General features: G+C 69.0%; 26 protein-coding genes. 16 read left to right on the forward strand and 10 right to left on the reverse strand.

The genetic code is table 11. The annotated features are described in order from the left end of the window. Positions 1 to 197: 197 nt before the first annotated feature. From VKN16_19090 to VKN16_19120, 7 genes are all read right to left on the reverse strand, one after another. Positions 198 to 974 carry a DUF899 domain-containing protein gene (locus VKN16_19090; GenBank protein ID HME96315.1) on the reverse strand — a complete coding sequence of 259 codons (777 nt, stop codon included), beginning with the start codon at positions 972 to 974 and terminating at the stop codon, positions 198 to 200. Positions 975 to 994: 20 nt separating this feature from the next. Continuing rightward, positions 995 to 1,636, reverse strand: coding sequence for a PQQ-binding-like beta-propeller repeat protein (locus VKN16_19095; protein HME96316.1), 642 nt, complete (start codon positions 1,634 to 1,636; stop codon positions 995 to 997). A gap of 9 nt (positions 1,637 to 1,645) precedes the next feature. Beyond that, on the reverse strand, positions 1,646 to 2,881 hold the full coding sequence (locus VKN16_19100) for a helix-turn-helix domain-containing protein (protein ID HME96317.1): 1,236 nt from the start codon (positions 2,879 to 2,881) through the stop codon (positions 1,646 to 1,648). Positions 2,882 to 3,181: 300 nt separating this feature from the next. Next, positions 3,182 to 3,622: a peptidoglycan-binding protein gene (locus tag VKN16_19105; GenBank protein ID HME96318.1), complete on the reverse strand. Its 441-nt coding sequence runs from the start codon at positions 3,620 to 3,622 to the stop codon at positions 3,182 to 3,184. A gap of 216 nt (positions 3,623 to 3,838) precedes the next feature. Next, complete coding sequence (locus tag VKN16_19110; protein ID HME96319.1) at positions 3,839 to 4,117, reverse strand: hypothetical protein; 279 nt, start codon at positions 4,115 to 4,117, stop codon at positions 3,839 to 3,841. 18 nt (positions 4,118 to 4,135) lie between these two features. Further along, positions 4,136 to 4,447, reverse strand: a complete 312-nt coding sequence (locus VKN16_19115) for a hypothetical protein (protein ID HME96320.1) — start codon at positions 4,445 to 4,447, stop codon at positions 4,136 to 4,138. A gap of 65 nt (positions 4,448 to 4,512) precedes the next feature. Then, positions 4,513 to 5,235, reverse strand: coding sequence for a metalloregulator ArsR/SmtB family transcription factor (locus VKN16_19120; protein HME96321.1), 723 nt, complete (start codon positions 5,233 to 5,235; stop codon positions 4,513 to 4,515). A 349-nt stretch (positions 5,236 to 5,584) separates the two neighbouring features. Here VKN16_19120 and VKN16_19125 point away from each other — a divergent pair, with 349 nt between their 5' ends. From VKN16_19125 to VKN16_19135, 3 genes are read left to right on the forward strand one after another with little or no spacing between them, the layout of a single operon-like run. Next, complete coding sequence (locus VKN16_19125) at positions 5,585 to 6,010, forward strand: hypothetical protein (GenBank protein HME96322.1); 426 nt, start codon at positions 5,585 to 5,587, stop codon at positions 6,008 to 6,010. 28 nt (positions 6,011 to 6,038) lie between these two features. Continuing rightward, complete coding sequence (locus tag VKN16_19130; protein ID HME96323.1) at positions 6,039 to 6,260, forward strand: sulfurtransferase TusA family protein; 222 nt, start codon at positions 6,039 to 6,041, stop codon at positions 6,258 to 6,260. Between the two features lie 2 nt (positions 6,261 to 6,262). Then, complete coding sequence (locus tag VKN16_19135; GenBank protein HME96324.1) at positions 6,263 to 6,625, forward strand: DsrE family protein; 363 nt, start codon at positions 6,263 to 6,265, stop codon at positions 6,623 to 6,625. A gap of 35 nt (positions 6,626 to 6,660) precedes the next feature. Here VKN16_19135 and VKN16_19140 read toward each other — a convergent pair whose 3' ends face one another. The 3 genes from VKN16_19140 to VKN16_19150 form a co-directional block, all read right to left on the reverse strand. Beyond that, positions 6,661 to 8,490, reverse strand: a complete 1,830-nt coding sequence (locus tag VKN16_19140; GenBank protein HME96325.1) for a trypsin-like peptidase domain-containing protein — start codon at positions 8,488 to 8,490, stop codon at positions 6,661 to 6,663. A 347-nt stretch (positions 8,491 to 8,837) separates the two neighbouring features. After that, the gene (locus VKN16_19145; GenBank protein ID HME96326.1) at positions 8,838 to 9,260 is read right to left on the reverse strand and encodes a hypothetical protein; all 423 of its coding nucleotides are present in this window, start codon (positions 9,258 to 9,260) and stop codon (positions 8,838 to 8,840) included. 67 nt (positions 9,261 to 9,327) lie between these two features. After that, positions 9,328 to 10,968 carry an arylsulfatase gene (locus VKN16_19150; protein ID HME96327.1) on the reverse strand — a complete coding sequence of 547 codons (1,641 nt, stop codon included), beginning with the start codon at positions 10,966 to 10,968 and terminating at the stop codon, positions 9,328 to 9,330. A 100-nt stretch (positions 10,969 to 11,068) separates the two neighbouring features. On the opposite strand from VKN16_19150, the gene VKN16_19155 reads away from it, so the two are divergent. The 13 genes from VKN16_19155 to VKN16_19215 form a co-directional block, all read left to right on the forward strand. Further along, the gene (locus VKN16_19155) at positions 11,069 to 11,860 is read left to right on the forward strand and encodes a molybdopterin oxidoreductase family protein (GenBank protein ID HME96328.1); all 792 of its coding nucleotides are present in this window, start codon (positions 11,069 to 11,071) and stop codon (positions 11,858 to 11,860) included. Beyond that, entirely contained in the window at positions 11,857 to 12,498 is a 642-nt protein-coding gene (locus VKN16_19160) for a hypothetical protein (GenBank protein HME96329.1), read from the forward strand. Before VKN16_19155 ends, VKN16_19160 begins: the two co-directional genes overlap by 4 nt. A gap of 68 nt (positions 12,499 to 12,566) precedes the next feature. After that, positions 12,567 to 13,826: a phospholipase D-like domain-containing protein gene (locus VKN16_19165; protein ID HME96330.1), complete on the forward strand. Its 1,260-nt coding sequence runs from the start codon at positions 12,567 to 12,569 to the stop codon at positions 13,824 to 13,826. A 197-nt stretch (positions 13,827 to 14,023) separates the two neighbouring features. Continuing rightward, complete coding sequence (locus tag VKN16_19170) at positions 14,024 to 15,220, forward strand: amino acid ABC transporter substrate-binding protein (GenBank protein ID HME96331.1); 1,197 nt, start codon at positions 14,024 to 14,026, stop codon at positions 15,218 to 15,220. A gap of 134 nt (positions 15,221 to 15,354) precedes the next feature. Then, positions 15,355 to 16,341: a branched-chain amino acid ABC transporter permease gene (locus VKN16_19175; protein ID HME96332.1), complete on the forward strand. Its 987-nt coding sequence runs from the start codon at positions 15,355 to 15,357 to the stop codon at positions 16,339 to 16,341. A 9-nt stretch (positions 16,342 to 16,350) separates the two neighbouring features. Further along, positions 16,351 to 17,289: a branched-chain amino acid ABC transporter permease gene (locus tag VKN16_19180; protein ID HME96333.1), complete on the forward strand. Its 939-nt coding sequence runs from the start codon at positions 16,351 to 16,353 to the stop codon at positions 17,287 to 17,289. Positions 17,290 to 17,414: 125 nt separating this feature from the next. Further along, the gene (locus VKN16_19185) at positions 17,415 to 18,077 is read left to right on the forward strand and encodes an ABC transporter ATP-binding protein (protein HME96334.1); all 663 of its coding nucleotides are present in this window, start codon (positions 17,415 to 17,417) and stop codon (positions 18,075 to 18,077) included. A 2-nt stretch (positions 18,078 to 18,079) separates the two neighbouring features. Next, positions 18,080 to 18,823 carry an ABC transporter ATP-binding protein gene (locus tag VKN16_19190; protein ID HME96335.1) on the forward strand — a complete coding sequence of 248 codons (744 nt, stop codon included), beginning with the start codon at positions 18,080 to 18,082 and terminating at the stop codon, positions 18,821 to 18,823. Between the two features lie 141 nt (positions 18,824 to 18,964). Beyond that, positions 18,965 to 19,909 (forward strand): ABC transporter permease, encoded by a 945-nt coding sequence (locus tag VKN16_19195; protein ID HME96336.1) that lies wholly within the window; start codon positions 18,965 to 18,967, stop codon positions 19,907 to 19,909. Then, positions 19,909 to 20,838: an ABC transporter permease gene (locus tag VKN16_19200; GenBank protein HME96337.1), complete on the forward strand. Its 930-nt coding sequence runs from the start codon at positions 19,909 to 19,911 to the stop codon at positions 20,836 to 20,838. The genes VKN16_19195 and VKN16_19200 overlap by 1 nt, the downstream gene beginning before the upstream one ends. After that, positions 20,835 to 21,845 (forward strand): ABC transporter ATP-binding protein, encoded by a 1,011-nt coding sequence (locus tag VKN16_19205; protein ID HME96338.1) that lies wholly within the window; start codon positions 20,835 to 20,837, stop codon positions 21,843 to 21,845. Before VKN16_19200 ends, VKN16_19205 begins: the two co-directional genes overlap by 4 nt. Beyond that, a complete protein-coding gene (locus VKN16_19210) occupies positions 21,842 to 22,858 on the forward strand; it encodes an ABC transporter ATP-binding protein (GenBank protein HME96339.1) in 1,017 nt (338 codons plus the stop codon). Before VKN16_19205 ends, VKN16_19210 begins: the two co-directional genes overlap by 4 nt. Continuing rightward, a partial coding sequence (locus tag VKN16_19215; protein ID HME96340.1) for an ABC transporter substrate-binding protein occupies positions 22,855 to 23,417 on the forward strand: 563 nt, incomplete at its 3' end. The genes VKN16_19210 and VKN16_19215, both read left to right, overlap by 4 nt.

Consider the following 23,417-nt stretch of genomic DNA (forward strand, 5'->3'; position numbering starts at 1 on the left):
GGCACCTCGGTCTTCATGCCCGCTGGGCCGGGCGAGGACTGCGCCGGCGCTCGTCACGATCCGAGGGTACCACCGATACCAAGGCGCCTCCGACCGAGTCGATCCGTGCGCGCGCCGAGCCGGTGATCGAGGAGCCACGCCTACGCGCCGCCGGGGCGCGCGGCCCGCTCCAGAGCTCGTCGTCCGGGAAAGAGCCTTCAGCCCCGGTCGTACTCGTCGTGACGGCGCCACCAGACGCCCGTCTCGTTGCGTCCCCGCGGGGCGCGGTCGAGCCACTGGTACATGCCCCAGAGGCTGTCGAGCCCCCGCGCGTACGCCGAGTAGGTGTGGTAGACGGTGCCGGGCTCGATCGTGAACGCGCTCATGCCCGGCCGGTCGCGATGGTAGGTGGGCGTGTCGGTGCCGCACATCGCCGCGAACTGGGCCTCCGCCCCATCGCCCCCGCCCGCCTGACCCGGCCGCCATTGAAACGCCGGCTCGCGCCGATAGTTGTATTCGACGTCCCCGGTGCGCTGCTGCTCCTCGCTGAACCAGACGCTGAAATCCGCGTTGAAGTCGCCGCCGAACGAGGACGCCCACGGAAACGTCCACCCCATCCGCCGCTTGTAGCCGACGAGCTTCTCCAACGGCGCCCGGGAGACCGCCCAGAGCATCACGTCGTGGTTGGCCAGGTGCACCGCGATTCCGTTGAAGCCGTCGGCGATCGCGGAGCAGGACGGACACCCCGCCTTGTAGTCGGGCCCGAACATGAAGTGGTAGATCAGCAGCTGGGAGCGCCCTCGGAAGAGATCGGGCAGCGCCGCGGCGCCCTCGTCGGTCTCGAACCGATACGTCTTGTCGACGCGAACCCACGGCAGCGCCTGGCGCCGCCGCGCCAGCTCGTCGCTTCGCCGCGTGAGCTCCTTCTCCTCGTCGAGCAGCGCCAGCCGCGCGTCCAGCCATTCCGGGCGGGTCCCCGTCACGTGTGTCGTCATGTCGTGCTCCTTTTTCTGGCTCAGGGCTTGCGGACGGCGCGCACCTTGCCGCTGGTGCTCCCGCCGCAGTAGAAGACGCCGGCGCCGTCGGACTCGAGCCCGCTCACCACCGCGCCGGCCGGCATCTCCAGGCGCTCGAGCACCTCGCCGGTTCGCGGATCGACGCGGCGAAGCTCGCTCTGCTGGTCCTCCATGGTCGCGTGCCACAGCTCGCCGTTCACCCAGGTGACACCGGTCACGAAGCGATCCGACTCGATCGTGCGCAGGACCGCGCCGGTCTCGGCGTCGATCTGGTGGATCTTGCGGGCGCGGTACTCGCCGACCCAGAGGATGCCCTCGGCCCAGGTGAGGCCCGAGTCGCCCCCGTGGGCTGGCGCCGGGATGGTGGCGACGACCTGGCCCGAGCGCGGATCGACCTTCTGGATCCGGCCGTCGGCAATCTGCCACAGGTACCGGCCGTCGAAGGCGGTGCCGGCCCGGGCGGTGACCGCGATCTCGCGCACGACGGTGCCGCCGCCCGGATCGAGGGCGACGACACCCTCGCCGCGCGCGAACCAGACGTGAGCGCCGTCGAAGGTCACGCCGTGGACGTGGTCGATGCCGGGATAGGGACCGTATTCGCGAAGGATCTGGGCTGGTCGGGTCTTGGGTGTGTTCGCCATGACCCGACACTACGCGACCGGCAGCGCCCCGGGGAGTAACAAGGTTGTCGCGATTCCGCCCAGCGGTGGCGCCAGCCAGCGACGGGAGCGGCCGTCGCCCACCGCGCGCACCGATCCGCCCTCCTCGAGCCGGCGCAGATCCCGCTGGACGGTCCGCTGGCTCGAGCCGAGCGCCATGGCCAGCGCGGAGGTCGACCAGGCCTCGCCGCCCTCGAGCAGGGCCACGATCGCGCCGGCGGGGCCGTCGATCGGCGGCGCCAGCACCACGACGGCGCGCCCGGCGGCCGGCACGAGGGTGAAGCCGCGCGGGGTCGCGTCGATCCGGGCGAGCGGGCGCAGGGCCACGCGCAGGCGGCCCAGCTCCACGCGGAGGCGGGCGCGATGCGACTCGTCGATCGCGCGCGTCTCGAAGGCGCGCGCGATGAGGTCGTCGCGCGGCACATCGGCGGGCCAGCTCTCCGCCATCGCTTGCGCGAGGGCGAACAGGATCGGACGTCCGTCGAGCGCTGCGGAGCCGGCCGGGCCACGCACCGCGCGCCGGCAGGCATCGACGACGAGATCGCCGGACGCGAAGACCGTCTCGACCTCGTCCAGGCGGACCGGGCGGACCGACCCCGCGCGGATCAGGCGCGCCGCCGGCGCCGACAGGGCACGCTGCGCCCGGCCGACCTCGGCGAGGAGAGCCGGGATGCCCGCGGTGACCGCGGCGGCGTGGGCGCGGGCCATGTCCGCCGCGGCCTCCGCGGCCCGGACGCGACGGAGCGCCAGCTCGGCCCGCGTGAGGTGGGCACGCGCGGCCACCGACGGCGGCGCGCCAGCAACATCGACGGTGGCGAGCCGCCGCGCCGCGGCGTCGAGGTCGCCCACCAGGAGCAGGCGCCGCGCGGCGACGAGGCGGGCGAAGACCGCATTCGCGTGGTCGCCCAGAGTATCCAGCGTCCGTGCGGCCGCCTCGAGCGCACGCGACGGCCCGCTCAGGTCACGCGCGGCGAGCGCGACCTCCGCCTCGGCGACCTGGCAGCGGGCCCGGGCCAGGCGCTCGCGCAGGCCGAAGGCGCGGACCGCACGCCGGAAGAGCTTACGCGAGCGCTCGTAGTCGCCCAGCTGGGCCATGGCGGTACCTCGCAGGGCGAGGGCCGGCGCGTCGTCACGCAGCGCAACGAGGCCCAGCGCGCCAAGCGGATCGCCGGCGGCCAGCGCGCGAGCGGCCGAGGCGAGCGGCACGTCCCGGTCGGGAGCCGGCATGAGGCGCAGAATACACGCCGCCCGGTGTTGGCGTCAGGCTATGGTCGCGTAGTCGACGGGAGCTTCCAGGATGAGAGTGGCCCCGCAACCGCAGGACATCCAGACGCGCTGGCGATCGCATCCCCCTGATATTTCCCCGCAGCTCCGGTGCGCCTGAAGAAAGGCATTCATCTGGGAAAGCGGCGCTTCGACCGGTTCGCGCTCCCCCGCCTTGGACTGCAAAGTCGCTATCATGGCTTCCACGATTGGAGCGCCTCGACGGACGCCGCGGCGCCCGCCGAAGCGGCCCCGGTTACGGCGTTACACGCCCAGCTTGGACATCGTGTCCTGATCCAGGCGTCCCGTCTCCTTCAGGTTCTCCTGCCGCTGATACTGGCGCAGAGCCTCCTGGGTCTTCGGACCCATCATGCCGTCGATCGGGCCGGGATCGTGTCCCTCGGTCTTCAGAGCTTCCTGCACCCGCCGGATCTGCGACTGGTTGCCCATCGCCCGCTTGCCGCTCGATGCGCTGGTGTCGGTGGCACTGTCCGGGTTCTTCATGGAGCTGTCGTGCCCCTTCGTGGAGCCCTCGTGGCTCTTCATCTCGCCGGTGCTGTTCGGCTGGCCTGCGCTGTTCGAGGTCCCACCTGTCTGGCCGGGACCCGTCTTGTCGGTCTGGGCCAGGGCCGGGGTCACGGCCAACCCGCAGATGGCACCCGCCGTGATGATCTCGAGAACTCTCCGCCTCATGTCGCGTTGCATGCGCTCACCTCCGTGTCTGGGAAGTTCCTACGAAGTGGGTTACGCGGTCTTTGAAGAGCATCAGATGTGCCACGCCGTTCATGTCCGGTGCGGTACGCGGTTAGGCTCGTGACGAGGCGACAGCGAAGCACCGGGGCGTCATCCCTACCCGGTCACCGCGATGCCTCGGTACGAAAGGGGGCTAGTGCCGCCGGGACGTCAACGGGGCGGGCCGCCTCACGGCTTCCAGAATCCCTGCGATGGGATGCGGAACGCCCGGTTGAAGCGAGAGGAGGCGTTCTCCCAGGCGATGATCATGGTCAGCTCCGCGATGGTGTCGTCGTCGTAGTGCCGCTGCATGCGCAGGAACAGGTCGTCGTCGACCTCGCGCTGCGTGTCGGTGATCGCGTCGGCGTACTCGAGCGCCACCTTCTCCGCGTCGCTGAAGAGCGCGCTCTCGGGGTAGTCGTCGAGCGCCCCGATCTTCTCGGTCGAGACGCCGTTCCGGCTGCTCACGGCAGCGTTGACGTCCTGTCAGAATTCGCACCCGTTCCACCAGGCGACGCGACGGTTGAGCAGCCCCCGGAGCGCGGCCGGCACCCGCTTCGTCTCCTGCTGCAGCGCGGCCCACATCGCCTTGGCGGCGCGAAAATAGGCGGGGTTGCGCGCGTAGAAGAGATAGGGATAGAGTGGCGCGCCCCTCAGCCGACGCTGCTCCTCGAGCGTCTCGCGCAGGTCATCGGGCAGCGACTCGACGTCGACGGGCGGGATGCGCGTTCCCTTCAGCATGGCCACCTCCGCGTTGGGTTGATCCGCCTCCGACTCGCCCTCGCCCGGGCGAATCACGGCCGGATCTTACCTCCGAAACCGCGAGGGCGCGCCGATCGGCACTTCGACCGCGGTCGAAGCGTTTACCCTCGGGACGACGAGCGGGTCCGGACCTCGGCCGGCACGGACGTCTCGAGGCCGAACCGCTCCCGGAAGCCGCGCCGTCCGGAGGGGGTGACGATGACCGCGTGGCTGCCCGGCACCCGCTCCATCCAGCCGAGATCGAAGCAGCGCCGGGTGATCGCGGCGCCGATCGTGCCGGCGATGTGTGGGCGGCGCTCGGTCCAATCGAGGCACAGCCGGCAGTACCGACGCCGGGGCGACCGCGCCAGGCCGATCCCGAAGTCGGCGAAGAACCGGCCACCGGCCGGCGTGATCTCGGCGGCTTCGGCGTCGAGCACGATGTACTCGCGCGCGACGAGCGAATCCGTGAGCGCGACGCTCAGGCGCCCGGCCAGGTGGTCGTAGCAGATGCGCGCCGCGCTCAGCGCGCGTGCGTGGCGGGACAGCGGGCGGTATCGGGGTCGCTGCTCGAGGGCGACCGCGACGATGCCGTCGATCATGTCGGCGACCGCCGGCGAGGCGAGCCGAAAATGGCGATGCCGCCCCCTCGGGACCACGCGGAGCAAGCCCGCCGTGGTCAGCTTCGCGAGATGGGCGCTCGCGGTCGGCGGGGTGACGCGCGCGGCCCGGGCCAGCTCGCTCGCGGTCAGGGAGCGGCCATCGAGCAGCGCCGACACCATGGTCGCCCGCGCGGGGTCGCCGACCAGCGCCGCGATCTCGGCGATGATGGGGCCGGTGATCATGTCCGGGGCCTCGCTAGCGCGCCCGCGAGGCGCGCATAGCCGATCTGCGGAGTCCCGTCCGCGCTACCCGCGGCGGCGCCGTCCGTTCACCGTCGACATTTCCGTTCGCTCCTGCGCTCGGGGGTGGAACGCTCGCAAGACCATACCACCGACCGTTCTGGACCGGCCACCCTTTGCGCGGCCGCCTCCGCGCTCGGGAGCCAGTCGGCCGGCGGATGGTGCCGGCCCAGCCGCGTTTCAGCAATAAGCCGATTGGGCGCGCGATTGCGCGGTGCCACCCGGTCGTCTATCCTGTCGCCGAGTCTCCAGTGATCATCTGACCAGTGAACCATCAGGACGGAGGAGAGAGATGGCAATCGGCACCAGCTTTCGATCGCTCGCGACCGTTCTGACTGCCCTGCTCGTCGGATTCGCGGCCACGCTCGCCGGCTGCACCACCGCGGGTAACTCCGTCGCGGTGTCCGACATCAAGACCGTGACCGGCTCGTGGCAAGGCATCGTGTACCCAAGCTCCGAGCTGGACCCGTACCGGGTGACGCTGACGATCCGGGAGGACGGCACTTACGACGTCGTGTCCGCCCCCAGACAATCGCTGGGCACGTCGCGCGGAAAGGGGACGGTCGAGATCCGCGACGGGCGTCTCATCATGGAGGGCACGAGGGGCCGCGGCGTGGGACGGGTGCTGAAAGATCGCGACGGCAACCTCACGATGATCGTCGACGCGACGCTATCCGACAACAGCACGCTGTCGGTCCAGCTCTCGCCCAGCAAGTAGCGAGGGCCGCGCCCGCGGAGGCCGCCCTGTGAACGCCGACGCGGTGTGGGACGCGGGCGACCTCGGCTGCGGGGACCTCGTGCTGCAGCTGCGCTTTCGCATGGAGGCGCTCTCCGCCGGCCAGGTCCTGCACCTGGTCGCGCTGGATTCCGGCGCGCCGGCCGACCTGCCGGCCTGGTGCCGGCTCACCGGCCACCGCCTGCTGTCGGCCGAGCATCCCGTCTACCTCATCCGCCGAAAGGAGTCTTGACCATGGCCGGCAAGTTCTGCGTCAACCTCACCCACGCCCACGACAATCCCGACAAGGCCACCGTGGGCTTCGTCATCGCCAACGCCGCGGTCGGTTCCGGCAAGGAGACGCTCGTCTTCCTGAGCGTCGAGGGCGTGCGCCTGGCCACCAAGGGCGCCGCCGACACGATCCGTGAGGAGGGCTTCGCGCCCCTGCGCGAGCTGATGGACAACTTCGCCAAGGCGGGCGGCACCATCTACGTCTGCTCGCCCTGCTTCAAGAAGCGCAAGCTGGACGAGAACAACCTGGTGGCCGGTGCCGCCATCGTGGGCGGGGCCAAGCTGGTGGAGTTCCTCTCCGACGGCAGCCCCTGCGTCAGCTACTAGGCGAAGGGATCCGGCCGACCCCGGCCGACGAGACTTCAGCCGTCCCTCGAGACGATCTGATCCGAGAGCCACTTGAGGAGCTCGAGCGTGAGCGCGGGCCGGTTCCGGATCAGCCACTCGAGACGTTCGTTCCGCATGACGAGAAGCTCTGCCTCGGTCACGGCGACCGCGGCGGCCGAACGTGGCGCGTGCCTGAACAGCGCCATCTCCCCCAGCAGCTCCCCTTCCTTCACCAGATTGAGCCGGCGCTCGCCGCCGGCGGATCGCTTGACGATCTCGATCGTCCCCGCGTGAACGAGGTACGCCTCTCCCTGCGCGTCGTCGCCCTCCTCGAAGATGACCGCGCCGGGCGCGTAGTGCCGCCGCTCGATGTCGCCGAGCGTGAGATTCCGGTAGATCTCGATCCCGATCGCGGGGAGGTGCGACTTGCTCTCCACCGGCAGCCGAGCGTTCGCCCACGCCCCGAGACCGCCCTTGAGGATCCGGACATTGCTCCACCCCTGGCGACGCAAGAGCCGGGCGACCTCGGCGCTCGTTCGCTCTTCGGGAGTCGTGCAGACCGTGACGATGAGCTGGTCCTTCGCGTCCGGCAGGTCGATGTGCGCCTCCGTGACGCGCTCGGGGTCGAGGCGGATCGCCTTCGGGATCGAAAGGGGGCTGGTCTCGTAGTCGGCGTGAGTGCGCACATCGAGAAGGACAGGATTCAACCCCCTTTCCAGGAAGTCGACGACCTGCCCCGGATGGACCCGATATCGGTTGCGCCTCCATCGCCTCGCTCCCCACACCGCCCACGTCGTGACGCTCACCAGCGCCAGCGCGCCGGCGGTCGTCCATGCCCAGGGAAAGGGGCGGACCGGCGGGTGGGCGAGCTTGTCCTCGGCCTCCCGCATCGAGCGCTTGACGACCACGAGGCCGGGCAGCAATGCATCCGCTTCCCGGAACTTCGCCACCGCGAGCGAGTACCGCTCGTCTAGCAGGGCCGTGACCCCAGCCGCCCATACCGGATTGAAGCGGCTCTCGCCCGGGATCACGGCGGTACCCGCCAAAAAGGCGCGCACATCCTTGGCCGGAATCAGGAAATTGAAACCCTGGACCTCCGCGTTGCCGCGGAGGGAGATGAACGTCATGACGCCGACGACGGATCCGTTGTCGTCCACGGCGGGCCCGCCACTGTTTCCATAAACGGCGGAAGCGTCGGTCTGGATGACGTCCTGACCGATGGCGTCCGTGTTGAATCCCGACACCTGTCCCTTCGTGGCGGACGCTTCCTTCAAGGCCGTTCGGCTGAGGAGCTCGTGATCTCTGACCACTCCCGGGAAACCCAAGATGTGGAGATCGTCGCCGAGCTTGGGCTCCTTGTCCGTGATCGACATGACGGGGTACGCGCCATCCTCGATCTTGAGCAAGGCCAGATCGCGCCCGGAATCCTTGAGCGGATTGCCCTTCGCGTCGAGCGTGATCGGTGGGCTGAACTTCGCGACCCGGGCCTCGAGATTCGCGCCGTTGGACAGCAGCACGCTGACCCGGCCCGTCGGCGTGAGCTTGACCGTGGCGAGGGGAATCGCGCGGAGCAGCTCTTCCTCGAGGTCAGGCCGCTGACCTCGCGCCAACCCCCGGGCGCTCAGCGCCGGGTACACACAGCCTTCCTCGACGGCCCGGAGCTTGAGGTTGAACTCGACCCACGGCGGCACACGGTAGGCCGGATCGACGACGTGCGCGTTGGTGATGAGGTAACCTCGACCATCCACGAACCATCCGGTGCCGACCTCGATGAATGGCTTCGGGCTCACCGTGATCGGACCCTGGCCGCAATTCACCGTCGCGCTCGCTCTGACCTCGGCGCTGACGAGTGCGACAGCCGGCACGGCGCGGAGCAAGGCCTCCTGCACGGAGACGGCCAACGACGGCGCGGGCGTGGCGGCAACGCTGGCGCTCGCGGCCAGCACGGTGGCCCACCGGACTCTCGAGGCTCTCGCGCTCATCGGGTCAGGGGCCGACATGTTAGCACCCTCGCCTCACGCGAGCGCAGCCGGTCCCCTCCGGCGAAGACCATCGTGAAAGAGCCTTCGGTACCTGCCGGACGGTGAACTGAGACGATTCGGATCAGCGGCCGCGCAAGAATCGGCAGCCTCTTGAGCCCTTCAGTCGCGCGAGCCGAGCGACGGGAACGGGTGGCCGTTGGCGAGGCCCGTGGGATCCCGCCGCGGCTTGGCTACTTCTTCTTGCTGAAGTCGAAGTTGAACGGGCCCCCGGTAGAAGCATGGCCGGAGCCCACCAGTCCCCAGCTCGTGTCCCGGTCCATCAGTACGGCCGATCCGTTTCGATCGCCAGCGCCCAGGGCCGCGCTTCCCGAAGTGCTGAAGAATTGCAGATAGCCATCCTTGATCTCCGCCTTGCCGGCGCTGGAGTAGGCGCCAGCGTTGGTGGTGTAGGTTCCGTCAGGATTGATGGTCAGGGTCCCGGGCACCGTTGATGTGGTCCCGGGAGGATTCACCGTGCCTCCCCACGTTCCGAAGAGCAGACTTGCATCAGCGGCCGTCACTTTCTTCTGGACGCCTTGGGACGCACAACCAGCGATTGCCGACGCGAGCAGGACGACACCCAGGAGCCGACGCGCTTTGCGGTTCGTTGCCATTTTGTCTTCCTCCTGTAGTACGTGGAGAAGCACTGCTAGTCACGGCCGCGCGCTCTTTCGTAACGGGTCAGTTGCCCGTGGGCATCGGGAGGTTGACTCCCTGCTTCCCAAGCTGCTCCCGGATATGTTGGAACCGCTCGTATTCAGAGAGCGTGATCGGGCCGGAATAGCTCTCGCTCTGCAGCTTGCGCGGTGGGTACTGGACGTACGTCTTCATCAGCCCCTTGATGGCCTCGCTGATCGTCACTATCGTCCAGGTCCGCTCGGTGAAGTTGTTCATGAACAGGTCGTAGCGCTCCTGCGGATCCTGCCAGAGGTCGAAGACCTGCGGCACGGTGGCGACGTATTTGCTCGCCCCCTTCCATCCGAGGTTGGAGTCCACGGCGAGGCCGCCGGTCGACTGGCCGTTGTCCCCCCGCAGGTTGAACACCGCCTTGTAGTTGCCGACCCGCGCCGCGCCGGGCGTCAACTCATCCTCGGTGAAGTAGAACCATGCGTCGCGCGCCGACTTCCCCGTGCCGAAGAGAACCGGCGACATGTCGTAGCTGTCGAAGATGATCGGCTGACCTGCCCGATCCTTGTCCGGCAACTTCACGCCCGCGAGAGCTGCGAAGGTGGCGATGTAGTCCAGGCCGCCGACGATGTCGTAGTTCTTGGACCCCGCCTTGATCTTGGGACCCCAAGCGATAGACGGCACCCGGTTGCCTCCCTCGCGCACGGTGCCCTTGGTGCCGCGGAATGGCGTGTAGCCGGCGTCGGGGTACACGTCCTGCCATGCGCCGTTGTCGGTGGTCCAGAACACGTACGTGTTCTTCTCGAGGCCGAGCGCCCGGACCTTGTCCACGATCCGGCCGATCCGCGTATCGTTCTCCACCACCGAGTCCGCGTACTTGCTCTTGGAGGAGGATTTGTTGACGAAGTCGGGGTGCGGCATGTTCGGCTGGTGTACTTTCATGAAGTTGATACTCATGAAGAACGGGGCGCTGGTCTTGGCCGCTTTGTCGAGGTATTCGAGCGAGGCCTTTTCGACGTACTCATCGAAGAAGGGGATCCCGACCACGCCTTGCGCCGGCGTGTTGACATACTGGCCGTTGACCTTGAACTCCTCACGGGGCGTCTGGCCCGCGTTGCCCGACAACGCCCCCTTGGTCACCTGCGCGAACATCGCGCGCAGCTTGGGGTCCATGTCGGGGAACCAGGTCGGATCCGCGTACGTATAGGCATTGAGGTGATAGAGGCCGACGTACTTCATCTCGTCGTAGCCATGGGCACTGGGCATCGCGTAGTCGGCCTCGCCCAGATGCCACTTGCCGGTGAAGAAGGTCTGATAGCCTGCCGTCTTCAGCAACGACGCCAGCGTCCACTCTTCCTTGGGCAGCCCGCCGCCTTGACCCTGGAAAGCCACCGTGGTCATGCCGCTGCGGTTGGGGATGCGCCCGGTCTGCACCGCGGCGCGACCGGGCGTACAGCTCGGCTGGGCATAGAACGAGAAGAAGGTCATGCCCTCGCCCGCCAGGCGGTCCAGGCTGGGCGTGGGCATGCCACGCCCGGGGCCTCCGCCGTAGGGACCCGAATCGCCGTAGCCGAAGTCGTCGGACAGGACCAGGATGATGTTGGGTTTTTGCTGCGCCGAGGCCGGGGAACCCGTCACGGCCGCGGTCGTGAGCAGCGTGACGAGAGCGAGCCCAATCTTTGGCCCATACCTCATGCTTGCCTCCTTGGTTCTGCGTCAGTCGAACTCGATCGCCCTCCCCGCCGAGAGCGGTGGCCATGCGAACCGCCACCTTGCGTCATTTCCGGGACATTAGGTGAATCTGCGCAGGCCGCACCATTCGGAGAATCACGGACGGGATCGGGATAACTACGGAGCCGGCGCGCGGTCTCACAAATGGCACGACGCCGAGAGCGCGTTCAACGCGTGGCGCGAATGCTCGCGCGGACGTCCCTGCGACTACTCGGGGCTGAGCTACGACACGCTCGACCGCGCGTCGGGCATTCAGTGGCCCTGCACCGCGGACAGCCCGAACGGGACCGAGCGGCTGTACACTAGCGGCGTGTTCAATACCGCGGCCGATTTTTGCGAGCTCTACGGGCACGATCTCGTCACGGGCGCGGAGATTTCGCCTCAGCAGTATCGTGCCCGCGATCCCAAGGGCCGCGCGGTCATCAAGCCGGCCGATTACGTGCCCCCGCCCGAAGAGCCCGACGCCGCCTATCCGTTCTGGCTCACCACGGGGCGGCTGGTGTACCACTGGCATTCGAGAACGAAGACGGGGAGGGTCCCCGCCCTGCAGGAGGCGGCGCCGGTTGCCGTCGCCGAGATCAACCACGACGACGCGAAGCGCCTGGGCGTCGGGGAGGGCGAGCTGGTCCGCGTCCGATCACGGCGCGGGATGGTCGAGGTCCGGGCCCGGCTGACGGACATCGCCCCGGGGCACGTGTTCATCCCGTTTCACTATGGTCGCGCGCGGTTCGGGCACGGTGAGCACCCCGCGGCCGTCGAGCCCACGGCGGCGAACGAGCTCACCCTCACCGACTGGGATCCCGTCAGCAAGCAGCCGCAATTCAAGTTCGCCGCCGTATGCATCGAGAAGGCATGATCGCCCGCTACATCGGCCTCCTCGCCAACGCGGAGCGGGCGCTGGCCGACGCCCTGTCGCTGATCGGGCTCCGGCACGCGGTGGAGCCCGACATCAGAAGAGCCGCGAAGACGTATGCCGCCTGGTGTCGCGCTCACGTCGACGCGCTCGACCCGGCCATCGCTCGCTATGGCGCAAGCCGCAGTACCGACGGCGAGCGACTGCGTCGGGCGCTCTTTCGCGGCCCTCGTCTCGGCGGCTTCGGGCTCCTGCGAGACCTTCACGACCTGGTCACGCTCGCGACCGCGGTGCGCGAAGGCTGGACCGCCCTGCACCAGGCCGCGCGCGAATCGCACGACCACGAGCTGGCGGTGCGGTGCCGCGCCTGCGGCGAGCAAACCACGCGGTTGATCGCGTGGCTCGACACGAAGGTGCGGCACTCCGCGCCCCAGGCGTTGACGGTGCCCGCCGATACCCCGACCGAGCTGCGCGCCTCGGTTCCCAGCCTCGCTCAGCTGAGCGCGGCCGCCGGGCCCGCGGCGCGAGCGATGCTGCGCCGGCTGGTCCCGGTCCGCCCCCGCGCGCTCGCCGTCGCGGTCGCCCTGGCGCTGGGCGTCGCCGTCGCGCGTCGCGCCGGCGCGTCGAGGGCGGCGCGCTGAGCGACGAGGCGGGACCCTCGCCACCCCGCTGCCGGCGATACCAGTTCATCGCCCGTCACTAACACGCGATGTCAGTGTTCCTCGGCGGCCTCCTCCTCGGCCTCGTAGTCCTGCTGGCCCTGGTCGTGTGGTCGATCCGCCGTCACCGAGACCCCGATCTCCACATCGAGTGCGACTCGGGCATCGATCAGCTGATCCCCACGCTCGCCGGCCTGACCCTGGGGACCGCGGTCGCGGGCAACTCGGCGGAGGTGCTCGAGAACGGTGGCTACTTCGATGTGCTGATCGGCCGCATCCAGGCGGCGCGCGCCTCCGTGCACTTCGAGACGTTCCTGTGGAAGGAGGGGGCCCTGGGCCGCCGTGTCGCCGATGCCCTCATCGACCGAGCGCGGGCACGCGTGCGTGTCCGGGTCCTGCTGGACGCCGAGGGCTCCAAAGCCGCCGGCGCGAGCGTCGTGCAGCAGATGCGCGACGCCGGCTGCCGCGTGGTGTTCTTCCACGAGCGGAGGATTCGAAACATCGGCGTGTTCAACGACCGCGACCACCGCAAGCTCGTGGTCATCGACGGTCGGGAGGCGTTCGTGGGGGGCCACTGCATCGTGGACGAGTGGCTGGGCAATGCCGAGGACGGCAAGCACCACGCTGACATCAGTCTCCACCTGCACGGGCCCATCGTGCACACCGTGCAAAGCGCCTTCAGCGAGAACTGGGCCGGCGAGACGGGCGAGCTCTTCGTGGGGGACGACGTGTTCCCGGCGTTGGCACCGGCGGGCGACGTCGTGATGCACGCGGTGTTCGCCAAGCCCGAGAACTCGGCGCCCGCGGTGAAGATCCTGCACCACACCGCGATCTGCCTGGCCCGCCGCCGCATCTGGATCCAGAACCCCTACTTCATCCCGGAGCCCGACGCCATCGACGCCTTCGGCCAGGCGGTGGCCCGCGGGGTAGACGTGCGCGTGCTGATGCCGTCGACCAGCGGCTCGGACAACCCCATGGTGCAGCACGCCGGTCACCGCAACTTCGAAAAGCTCCTGCGTTGCGGCGTGCGTCTCTTCGAATACCCGCACACCCTGCTGCACCAGAAGGTCATGACCGTCGACGGGGTCTGGAGCGCCCTCGGCTCGAGCAACTTCGACGACCGCTCCTTCGAGACGAACGACGAGCTCACCCTCTCCATCCGGGACGGGGCGCTCGCGCGGCGGCTCGACGCGATCTTCGACAAGTACGTCGCGCGGGCGACCGAGATCGAGCTCGAGCGCTGGCGCAGGCGGGCGCTGTCCCACAAGCTCACGGACCACTTCTTCTATACGTTGAACGAGCTTCTCTGACCAGGCCGTCTTTCTGGGCCGGCCCTGCTCCCCGCCCCTCGGGCGTACCCCCCACTTGACGAGGATCGGGGTTCACGGGAGTATTGGCCCGTTCGCTCCCATCGCTCGCTGGTCTCTGTGCTCCAGGGTGTGACATCTCGGCCGTCAAGGCCGAGTCTGTCCCGCAGCTATCCCTTTTCGTCGAGGGAGGGGTGTATATGAGGACACCGGCCATCCGAATCCTCGTGGCAGCCGTCGTGGCGGTCATGGCGCTCGGCAGTCCCGCTCGAGCGCATCACCGACCGAACAACGAGGTGCTCATCGGCGGAGCGATCTCCCAGACCGGCCAGTACGCGGAGCCCGCCGGCCGGCAGGTCAACTCGATCAAGCTCTGGGTGGACGAGGTCAACGCCCGCGGCGGGCTCCTCGGCCACAAGGTCACGCTGGAGCTGCTCGACGACAAGTCGGACGTCCAGACCGCCATCAAGCTCTACGAGAAGCTCATCACCGAGGACAAGGTCGACGTGCTGCTCGGCCCCTACTCGAGCGGCATCACCGAGGCGGTGGCCAATATCACCGAACGCTACAAGATGCCGTTCGTGGCCTACGGGGCATCCGCCAGCCAGATCTGGGAGAAGGGGCGCAAGTACATCTTCAACATCGTGGCGGTGGCAGAGGACTATCAGAAGGGGGCGGTCCACCTGGCCAAGCAGATCGGGGTGAAGCGCCTCGCGGTCATCGGCCAGGACAGCCTCTTCCCGCGGACGGCCGGCAAGGGCGCCAAGGACTGGGCCAAGAAGCTCGGCGTCGAGGTCGTCCTCGACGAGAACTACCCGCCCAAGCAGACCGACTTCACCGCCCTGCTGCAGAAGATCCGCGCCGCCGGCGCGGAGGCGGTCATCTCCAACAGCTACTTCGCGGACTCCAGCGCGCAGCTCCGACAGATGCGCGAGCTGGGCATCGACTTCAAGATGTACTCGAGCACCGTGGGGCCGAGCCTGCCCAACTTCGCCGAGCAGCTCGGCAACACTGCCGAGTACGTGCTCGGCTACAGCCAGTGGGAGCCGCTGCCCGACGTTCTCAAGCATCCCGGGATGAAGCAGTACATCGACGCCTACGAGAAGCGCTTCGGGGAGAAGCCGAACTACCACGCGGGCAGCACCTACGGAGCCATGCAGGTCACCGAGGCCGCCATCAAGAAGGCGGGCGGCTTCGATAGCGAGAAGATCCGCCAGGCCCTGGCCACCATGGAGGTCGACACCGTCTTCGGCCGCTACAAGGTCGACGCCCGGGGCATGAACGGCCACGAAGGTCTCACCTTCCAGATCCTCAAGGGGCAGCGCCGCGTGGTGTGGCCCGAGAAGTGGGCCGAGACCAAGGCCGAGCTGCCGATGCCGGAGTGGAGCAAGCGCTAGGAGCGCGTCTGGGCAGCCTCCGTTCGAGCGCGGGCTTCGCCCGCGCCACCCTGCTCCGGGGGAGGCTCGGAGGGGGCCGTCGAGGCCCCCTTCGACTCCTCGCCGACCGGGACGCGGCCGGCGGGAGGTGACGGATGGAGCGGAGCGACGTCCGGAGCCTCTACTGGCTGGCCGCGTTCCTGGCCGGCGCCTACGCCCTGCCCTTCGCGATCGGGCTCTGGTACGGATCCGTCCACGCCAACGCGATCTGGTTCGGGTACCTGGCCACCGTGGTTCTGTCCGGCGTCCTGCAGGGCGGCGTGTACGCGATGTTCGCGGTCGGCCTCACCTTGATCTTCGGGGTGATGCGCATCATCAACGCGGCCCACGGCGAGCTGGTCATGATGGGGGCCTACCTCACCTGGGTCATGTTCTTCCATCTCGGGCTCGATCCGCTGCTGTCCCTGCTCCTGACCATCCCCATCGCGTTCCTCCTGGGGATGGCTCTCCAGAAGGTGCTGCTCCAGGCGGTCGTCGGGCAACCCGAGCTGACCGCGCTGCTCGTGACCTTCGGCCTGGGCCTCACGATCGTCTACGTGACCGAGCTGATCTTCACCACCGACTTCCGCACCATCCCGTACGCGCCCGGAACCGTTCGGCTCACCCGGACGATCGCGGTCGGCCAGAACAAGCTGATCAGCTTCGCGATCGCGGTGACCATCTCGGCCGCCGTTTACCTGTTCCTCAAGCTGAGCCGCCTCGGCAAAGCCATCCGGGCCACCGCGCTCAACCCCGAGGTCGCCATGATCTGCGGCATCTCGGTGTCGCGCATCTATCTCATCACCACCGGCCTGTCCGCGGCGCTGGCGGTGGCGGGAGGGGCGCTGGTATCCATCCAGTTCGGGTTCAACCCGGAGACCGGCACGCTGTACACCCTGCAGGCCTTCACCATCATCATCCTCGGCGGCCGGGGCCACTACGTGGGCGCCCTGATCGGCGGAGTCATGCTGGCGGTGCTGGAGAGCCTCGTCTCCCTGCTGATCCCCAACGGCACCGCGATGACCGAGCTGGCCGCCTACTCGCTCCTGATCTTCGTGCTGCTGATCCGGCCCGGCGGCCTCATGGGCGTGAAGGAGGCCTGAGCCGACCTCGTGAGACGATCCGAGCACCTCCGGAACCTCGTCGCGCTCGCCGCCCTCGGCCTGGTCCTGGCCCTGCTGCCCTCGGCGCTGACCGTCTACCTGCGCTCCTTCGCGATGTTCACGATGATGTACGTCGTGCTCGCGCTGAGCTGGAACATCATCAGCGGCTTCACCGGGTACACCTCGTTCGGGCACGTGATCTTCTACGGGATCGGCTCCTACACCTGCGCCATCCTGGTGGCCGATCACGGCTGGCACTGGCTACCCACCCTCCTGGTGGCGGCCGGGGTGGCCGCCGCGATCGGCATCGCACTCGGCTACCCGGTGCTGCGCCTGAAGGGGCCGTACTTCGCCATCGCGATGCTCGGCGCCGCCGAGGGCATGCGGGTGATCGCCACCGTGTGGGACGGCCTGACCCACGGCGGGCTCGGCATCAGCTTTCCGAGCACCGAGAACTCGGTCTCCACCTACTACGCGATGCTCGTGCTGATGCTGATGACCATCGTGGTGGCTTACGTCGTCGGCCACTCCCGCTTCGGCATCCGCCTGAACGCGATCCGGGAGGACGAGCTGGCCGCGCAGGCGCTCGGCATCAACACGACCGCCTACAAGCTGACCGCCTTCACCCTGTCCGCGGTGTTCCCGGCGATGGCGGGCGGCATCCAGGCCTACAAGGTCCTCTACATCGATCCGCCGTCGGTGTTCCTGGTCCAGATCACGATCGCGATGGCGCTCATGTCCATGCTCGGCGGCAAGGGCACCGTGATCGGCCCCATCGTGGGCGCGGTCCTGCTCTACACCGCCCAGGAGCTGACGTGGGTGAACTTCCCGACCGCGCACCTGATCGCCTACGGGCTGTTCATCGTGGTGATCGCCCGGTTCATGCCGCGGGGTCTGGTCGGCTTCGCGGTCGACCGGGGCTGGGCTCGCAAGGGGATGGTCCATTGACCGGGCAGGAAGGCGCCGCCGCGCGTGCGGACGATGCGGTGGGGGGGCATGGGGGAGGAGCAGCGGCGCTCCCCCCCATTCTGGACGTCCGCGATCTCCGAAAGGTCTTTGGCGGAGTCCACGCGGTGGATGGCTGCTCCTTCGCGGTGCCTCGCGGGCAGATCTCGGGCCTCATCGGCCCCAACGGCTCCGGCAAGACCACCACCTTCAACCTGCTGACCGGGCTGGCCGCCCCCGACTCCGGGCAGGTGATCTACCAGGGGGAGGACATCGCGGGCCGCCGGCCCTACGAGATCTTCCGCCGGGGCATCACCCGGACCTTCCAGATCACGCGGATCTTCCGCGAGATGACGGTGCTCGAGAACATGCTCTCGGTGACCGGCCTTCGGGTGCCCGATCGGGTGGCCCGGGCGCGCGCCGAGGAGCTCATCGCCTTCGTCAACCTCTCGGGCCTGCGCGCCGAGTACGGCGGTCGCCTCTCCTACGGGCAGCAGAAGCTGCTCGAGTTCGCGCGGGCCCTGATGACCGAGCCCGACCTCATCCTGCTCGACGAGCCGGCCGCCGGGATCAACCGCACCCTGCTCCAGCAGCTGCTCGACCACATCCATCGCCTCCAGGAGCAGGGCAAGACGATCCTGATCGTGGAGCACGACATGAACGTGATCATGAACCACTGCGAGCGCATCTTCGTCCTCGACGGAGGCGTGAAGATCGCGGAGGGGCCGCCCGCGGAGATCCAGCGCAACGAGCGGGTAGTGGACGCCTACTTCGGTCGGCGCCGGCGCTGAGCATGTCGCTCCTCGAGCTGCGGGCGGTCCAGGCCGGCTACGGGCCGATCCAGATCCTGCACGGCGTCTCGCTCCACGTCGACGCCGGCGAGGTGGTCGCGGTGATCGGCCCGAACGGCGCCGGCAAGTCGACGACCTTCAAGGCGGTGATGGGCTTCATCACCTTCCTGGGCGGCGAGGTCGTGTTCGACGGCCAGAGCCTGGTCGGGCTGTCCCCGGACCGCATCCTCGCTCGCGGCCTCGCCTACGTGCCCCAGGGCCGGGTCGTCTTCACCCAGATGACGGTCCGCGAGAACCTCGAGATGGGCGCCTACCTCGAGCGCGACCCGGCCAAGGTTCGCGAGGCGATGGAGTACGTGTTCACGCTGTTCCCCCGGCTCGGCGAGCGGCGGCGGCAGCTCGCCGGATCGATGAGCGGCGGCGAGCAGCAGATGCTGGCCATGGGCCGCGGCCTGATGATGCGGCCGAAGATGATGATGCTCGACGAGCCCTCGCTGGGGCTGAGCCCTCGCCTGGTGGACGAGGTCTTCGACAAGATCGCGGAGCTGGCCCGCGGCGGCCTCACCACCATGCTGGTGGAGCAGAACGCGGCCTGGGCCCTGGAGATCTCCGACCGGGGCTACGTCCTCGAGCTGGGTCGGAACCGCTTCGAGGGCGCCGGGCGCGATCTGCTGGCGAATCCCGAGGTGCGTCGCATGTATCTGGGCGGGGGCGACGGGGCGCCGAGCTGGAGAGCGCCGACTTGAGTCGATGTGCGCCCGCCGGCGCCTTGCGGCGGTGTCGGCCGCGCAGTATACTCCGACCCCAACCGCGGACCCCTCCGGGGTCCGCGGCAGTCACCTGATCGTCCCACGTTCGAGCTCGGTCGCATCGGCCGGAGACATCACATGGTCCGATTCGTCCTCTCTCGCATCGGGCAGACGCTGGCCGTGCTCTTCACGGTCTCGGTGATCATCTTTGCCCTGATGCGGATGATCCCCGGTGACCCCGTGCTCATGCGCCTCGGCGACGACTTCACGGAGGAGGCCTACGAGCGCCTGCGCGGCGAGCTCGGCTTCGACCGCTCCATCGTCACGCAGTACCTCATCTGGCTCGGACAGGTGCTCCGGGGGGATCTCGGTGACTCGTTCCTGAACCACGAGCGGGTCAGCCGCCTGGTCCTGGAGGCGTTCGTCCCCACGCTGATCCTCGTGCTGGCCAGCGTGATCGTCGGCATTCTCATCGCGGTGCCCTCGGGTATCGTCGCCGCGATGCGGAAGGACTCGCTGTGGGACTGGGGCTCGATGGGCTTCGCCATCTTCGTCTACTCGATGCCGTCCTTCTGGAAGGGCATCATCCTGATCTGGATCTTCAGCGTCTATCTCGGCTGGTTCCCCGCGATGGGTTACGTGCCGCCGTGGACGAACCTGTCGCAGGGCCTCTGGCGCCTCGTCCTGCCCGCGGTGACCCTGGGCACGTTCTTCTCGGGCCTGGTGGCGCGCATCATCCGCTCGAGCCTGCTCGAGGTGCTCGATCAGGACTACGTCAAGGCGGCGCGTGCCCGCGGCGTGCGCCGGGCCGCGCTCGTCTACAAGCACGCGCTGGCCAACGCCCTGATCCCGGTGGTGACGGTGATCGGGCTGCAGTTCGGGGCCCTCCTCGGCGGCGCGGTGCTCACCGAAACCGTGTTCGCCATCCCGGGCATGGGGCGGCTCTCGGTCAACGCCATCCTGAACCGCGACTACTCGGTCGTGCAGGGCACGATCCTGGTCGGCGTCTTCGCGGTGGTGGTGGTGAATCTGCTGGTCGACCTGGCCTACGCCTTCCTCAACCCGAGGATCCGGGTGGCCTAGTGGCGCAGCCGCTCGAGGCCGACGGCCGTCGCTTCGATCCGGAAGACGTGGGCCGGCCCGGCCCCGCGGTCGCACCGGCGGCCCCGTCCCGGACGAGCCTCGGGCGCTGGTGGCGCCGGTTCGCGCGCAATCCGGGGGCGCTGTTCGGGCTCGTGGTGTTCCTCGGCATCGTCGCGATGGCGGTGCTGGCCCCGCTGCTGGCGCCCTACGATCCGATCGCGCAGGGGGTGGGCACGCCGCTGGAGGGGCCGTCCGCCGCCCACTGGGCGGGCACCGACAGCTTCGGCCGCGACATCTGGAGCCGCATCATCTACGGCTCGCGGGTGGCCCTGGTGGTCGGCATCGTCGCGGTGCTCCTGGCCATGGTGATCGGGGTGACGCTCGGGCTGATCTCCGGCTACTACGGCGGCTGGGTCGACGTGGTGATCATGCGGGTGATGGACGGGCTCTTCGCCTTCCCGATCATCATCCTGGCCATCGCGATGATGGCGGTGATGGGCTTCGGCGTGCGCAACGTGATCATCGCGGTCGGGGTGGGATTCATCGCTCCGTTCGCGCGGGTCACGCGCGGCGACGTCCTCGCCGTGAAGGAAGAGCCCTACATCGAGGCGGCCCGGCTCGCCGGCGTGGGCAGCCTCGCCATCATCTTCCAGCACGTGCTGCCCAACGTGATGGCGCCGATCATCGTGCAGGGCGCGCTGCGGGTCTCGGGCGCGATCATCACCGAGGCGGGCCTGTCCTTCCTGGGGCTGGGTCCGCCGCCGCCCACGCCGGCGTGGGGCCGCATGATCGCGGAAGGGCAGACGTTCATCGTGATGGCCCCACACATCTCGACGTTCCCGGGCATCGCCCTCATGCTGGCCATCGTCGCGCTCAACCTGCTGGGCGACGGCCTGCGCGACACCCTCGACCCGCGGATGCGCAGATGAGGGCAACGAGCCGCCCCTCCGAGCCGGTGGCCGACGCTCCCCCCCAGATCGTCTTGGAGGTCCGCGGACTCACCGTCGAGTTCGACTCGGAGGACGGTCCGCTGCGGGCGGTGGACGACGTGGGCTTCCAGATCCGCCGCGGGGAGATCGTCGGGCTCGTGGGCGAATCGGGCGCGGGCAAGTCGCTCACCTCGGAGGCCATCCTGGGCCTGATCCGCCGGCCTCCCGGGCGCGTCACCGGCGAAGTCCGCTTCGGGGGGCGCGATCTCCTCGCGCTGGACGAGTCGGCGCTGGCCCGCATCCGGGGCAAGGACATCGCGATGATCTTCCAGAATCCGAGCGCCTCGCTGAACCCGGTGTTCCGGGTGGGCGAGCAGATGCTGGAGGCGATGGCCCTGCACCTGCCGGAGCGGCGCAGCACGCTGCGGGAGCGCGTGGTCGAGACCCTCGCCCGCGTCGGGATCCCGTCGCCCGCGGCCCGCGCGCGCGACTACCCGCACCAGTTCAGCGGCGGCATGGCCCAGCGGGTGATGATCGGCATGGGCGTCTCGTGCGTGCCGAGCCTGCTCATCGCCGACGAGCCGACCACCGCGCTCGACGTCACCATCCAGGCGCAAGTCCTCGCCCTGATCCGTCGCCTGGCGCGCGAGCTGGGCGTGGCGGTGCTGCTCGTCTCGCACGACCTCGGCATCATCTCGCAGATGTGCCACCGGGTGCTCGTGCTGTACGCCGGCCGCGTGGTCGAGTCGGCGCCGGTCGCGGCCATCTTCCGGGCTCCCGCGCATCCCTATACGCGCGGGCTCATCGAGTGCCTGCCGCAGCTCGAGGGCACCGCCCGGCTGGGCGCCATCACCGGCAATATGCCCGGGCTGCGGGCCCTGCCGACCGGCTGCCGGTTTCATCCGCGCTGCCCCATCGCGGAGCCGCGCTGCTCGACGGAGTCGCCGGCGCTGCGGGACCTCGCGACCGGCCACGCGGCCGCGTGTCACCTGGCGGGGACGCGGTGACCACCAGCGGCGCGCTGCTCGAGGTCCGGGATCTCGTCAAGCACTTCCCGGTGCGGGGCAATCCCCTCGCCGCGCTCTCGTCGGCCGCGTCGCGCCGGGTCGTCCACGCGGTGGACGGCGTGAGCTTCGCGATCGAAGCCGGCGAGACGCTCGGGCTGGTCGGCGAGTCGGGCTGCGGCAAGACCACCACCGGACGGCTGGTCCTGCGCGCGATCGAGCCCACGAGCGGCCGCATTCTCTTCGAGGGGCAGGACATCACCGCCCTGCCCGCGAGCCGGCTGCTCGGGTTTCGCCGAAACGTGCAGATCGTCTTCCAGGATCCCTACAGCTCCCTCAACCCGCGGATGACGGTGGGGCGCATGGTCGCGGAGCCGATCCGGGTGCATCGCATCGCGCAGGGCGCGGCGATCGAGGCCCGGCTGCACGCGCTCCTCGACATGGTGGGGCTGACGCCCGAGTACGCGGGGCGCTACCCGCACGAGCTGTCCGGCGGGCAGCGCCAGCGGGTGGGCATCGCGCGGGCGCTGGCGGCCGGTCCGCGGCTCGTGGTCGCCGACGAGGCGGTCTCCGCGCTCGACGTGTCGGTACGCGCGCAGATCCTGAACCTGCTCGTCGACCTGCGCGAGCGCCTGGGCCTGGCCTACCTGTTCGTCTCCCACGACCTCGGCGTGATCCGGTTCCTCTCCCATCGGGTCGCGGTGATGTACCTGGGCAAGCTGGTGGAGGTCGCCCCGACCGACGAGCTGTTCAAGCAACCGCAGCATCCTTATACCCAGGCCCTGCTCGCGGCCATCCCGGCGGTGGGCGACGGCGGCGCGTCGATCTTCGACGACCCGGGCCGGTTGCTGGAAGGGGAGCTGCCGAACCCGATCGACCTGCCGCGAGGCTGTCGCTTCGCGAGCCGCTGTCCCCACCGGATGGCTCGCTGCGAGGAGGCCGAGCCCGCGCTCCGCGAGGCGACGCCGGGCCACGCCGTCGCGTGCTATCTCTACGAGCAAGGAGGAACGACATGAAGAGTCGCGATGGGTTCGAGGAAGTCAACCGCGAGCTGCGCGAGGGCGCCTGGCTCGAGGACGCGGTCTCCCGCCGGGCGATGCTGAAGGCGCTGGGGATGACCGCGGCGGGCGTGGCCGCGGGACTTGCCCCGACGATGCCGAGCCTCGCCCAGGCGCAGGCGGTCAAGCGCGGCGGCGAGATCAAGATCGGCATCTTCCAGAACATCGACACGCTCGACGCTCACAACACCACGTTCATCACCGCCTGCGCCATCCACAACAATATCTACAACGGGCTGCTCAAGATCACCTCCACCGACGGCAAGGGCGTGGACTTCAAGCCGGACCTGGCCCGGGAGTGGGAGGTCCAGGGCGATCGCGTCCACGTGTTCCGGCTGCACAAGGGCGTGACCTTCCACAACGGCGATCCGTGCACCGCCGCCGACATCAAGTGGAACCTGGAGCGGGTGAAGGACAAGGCCCAGGCGCCGATCCACGCCTGGAAGCTGGCCCTGCTGGAGTCGATCGAGACGCCCGATCCCCTCACCGTCAAGCTGTCGTTCGCCAAGCCCTACCC

The organism is Candidatus Methylomirabilota bacterium (genome assembly GCA_035315345.1).
In the GTDB taxonomy this organism is placed as follows: domain Bacteria; phylum Methylomirabilota; class Methylomirabilia; order Rokubacteriales; family CSP1-6; genus CAMLFJ01.

Coding starts and splice junctions, on each gene's coding strand:
- VKN16_19090 (HME96315.1), bottom strand. CDS start 974: ATGACGACACACGTGACGGGGACCCGCCCGGAATGGCTGGACGCGCGG.
- VKN16_19095 (HME96316.1), bottom strand. CDS start 1,636: ATGGCGAACACACCCAAGACCCGACCAGCCCAGATCCTTCGCGAATAC.
- VKN16_19100 (HME96317.1), bottom strand. CDS start 2,881: ATGCCGGCTCCCGACCGGGACGTGCCGCTCGCCTCGGCCGCTCGCGCG.
- VKN16_19105 (HME96318.1), bottom strand. CDS start 3,622: ATGCAACGCGACATGAGGCGGAGAGTTCTCGAGATCATCACGGCGGGT.
- VKN16_19120 (HME96321.1), bottom strand. CDS start 5,235: ATGATCACCGGCCCCATCATCGCCGAGATCGCGGCGCTGGTCGGCGAC.
- VKN16_19125 (HME96322.1), top strand. CDS start 5,585: ATGGCAATCGGCACCAGCTTTCGATCGCTCGCGACCGTTCTGACTGCC.
- VKN16_19135 (HME96324.1), top strand. CDS start 6,263: ATGGCCGGCAAGTTCTGCGTCAACCTCACCCACGCCCACGACAATCCC.
- VKN16_19145 (HME96326.1), bottom strand. CDS start 9,260: ATGGCAACGAACCGCAAAGCGCGTCGGCTCCTGGGTGTCGTCCTGCTC.
- VKN16_19150 (HME96327.1), bottom strand. CDS start 10,968: ATGAGGTATGGGCCAAAGATTGGGCTCGCTCTCGTCACGCTGCTCACG.
- VKN16_19160 (HME96329.1), top strand. CDS start 11,857: ATGATCGCCCGCTACATCGGCCTCCTCGCCAACGCGGAGCGGGCGCTG.
- VKN16_19165 (HME96330.1), top strand. CDS start 12,567: ATGTCAGTGTTCCTCGGCGGCCTCCTCCTCGGCCTCGTAGTCCTGCTG.
- VKN16_19170 (HME96331.1), top strand. CDS start 14,024: ATGAGGACACCGGCCATCCGAATCCTCGTGGCAGCCGTCGTGGCGGTC.
- VKN16_19175 (HME96332.1), top strand. CDS start 15,355: ATGGAGCGGAGCGACGTCCGGAGCCTCTACTGGCTGGCCGCGTTCCTG.
- VKN16_19190 (HME96335.1), top strand. CDS start 18,080: ATGTCGCTCCTCGAGCTGCGGGCGGTCCAGGCCGGCTACGGGCCGATC.
- VKN16_19195 (HME96336.1), top strand. CDS start 18,965: ATGGTCCGATTCGTCCTCTCTCGCATCGGGCAGACGCTGGCCGTGCTC.
- VKN16_19205 (HME96338.1), top strand. CDS start 20,835: ATGAGGGCAACGAGCCGCCCCTCCGAGCCGGTGGCCGACGCTCCCCCC.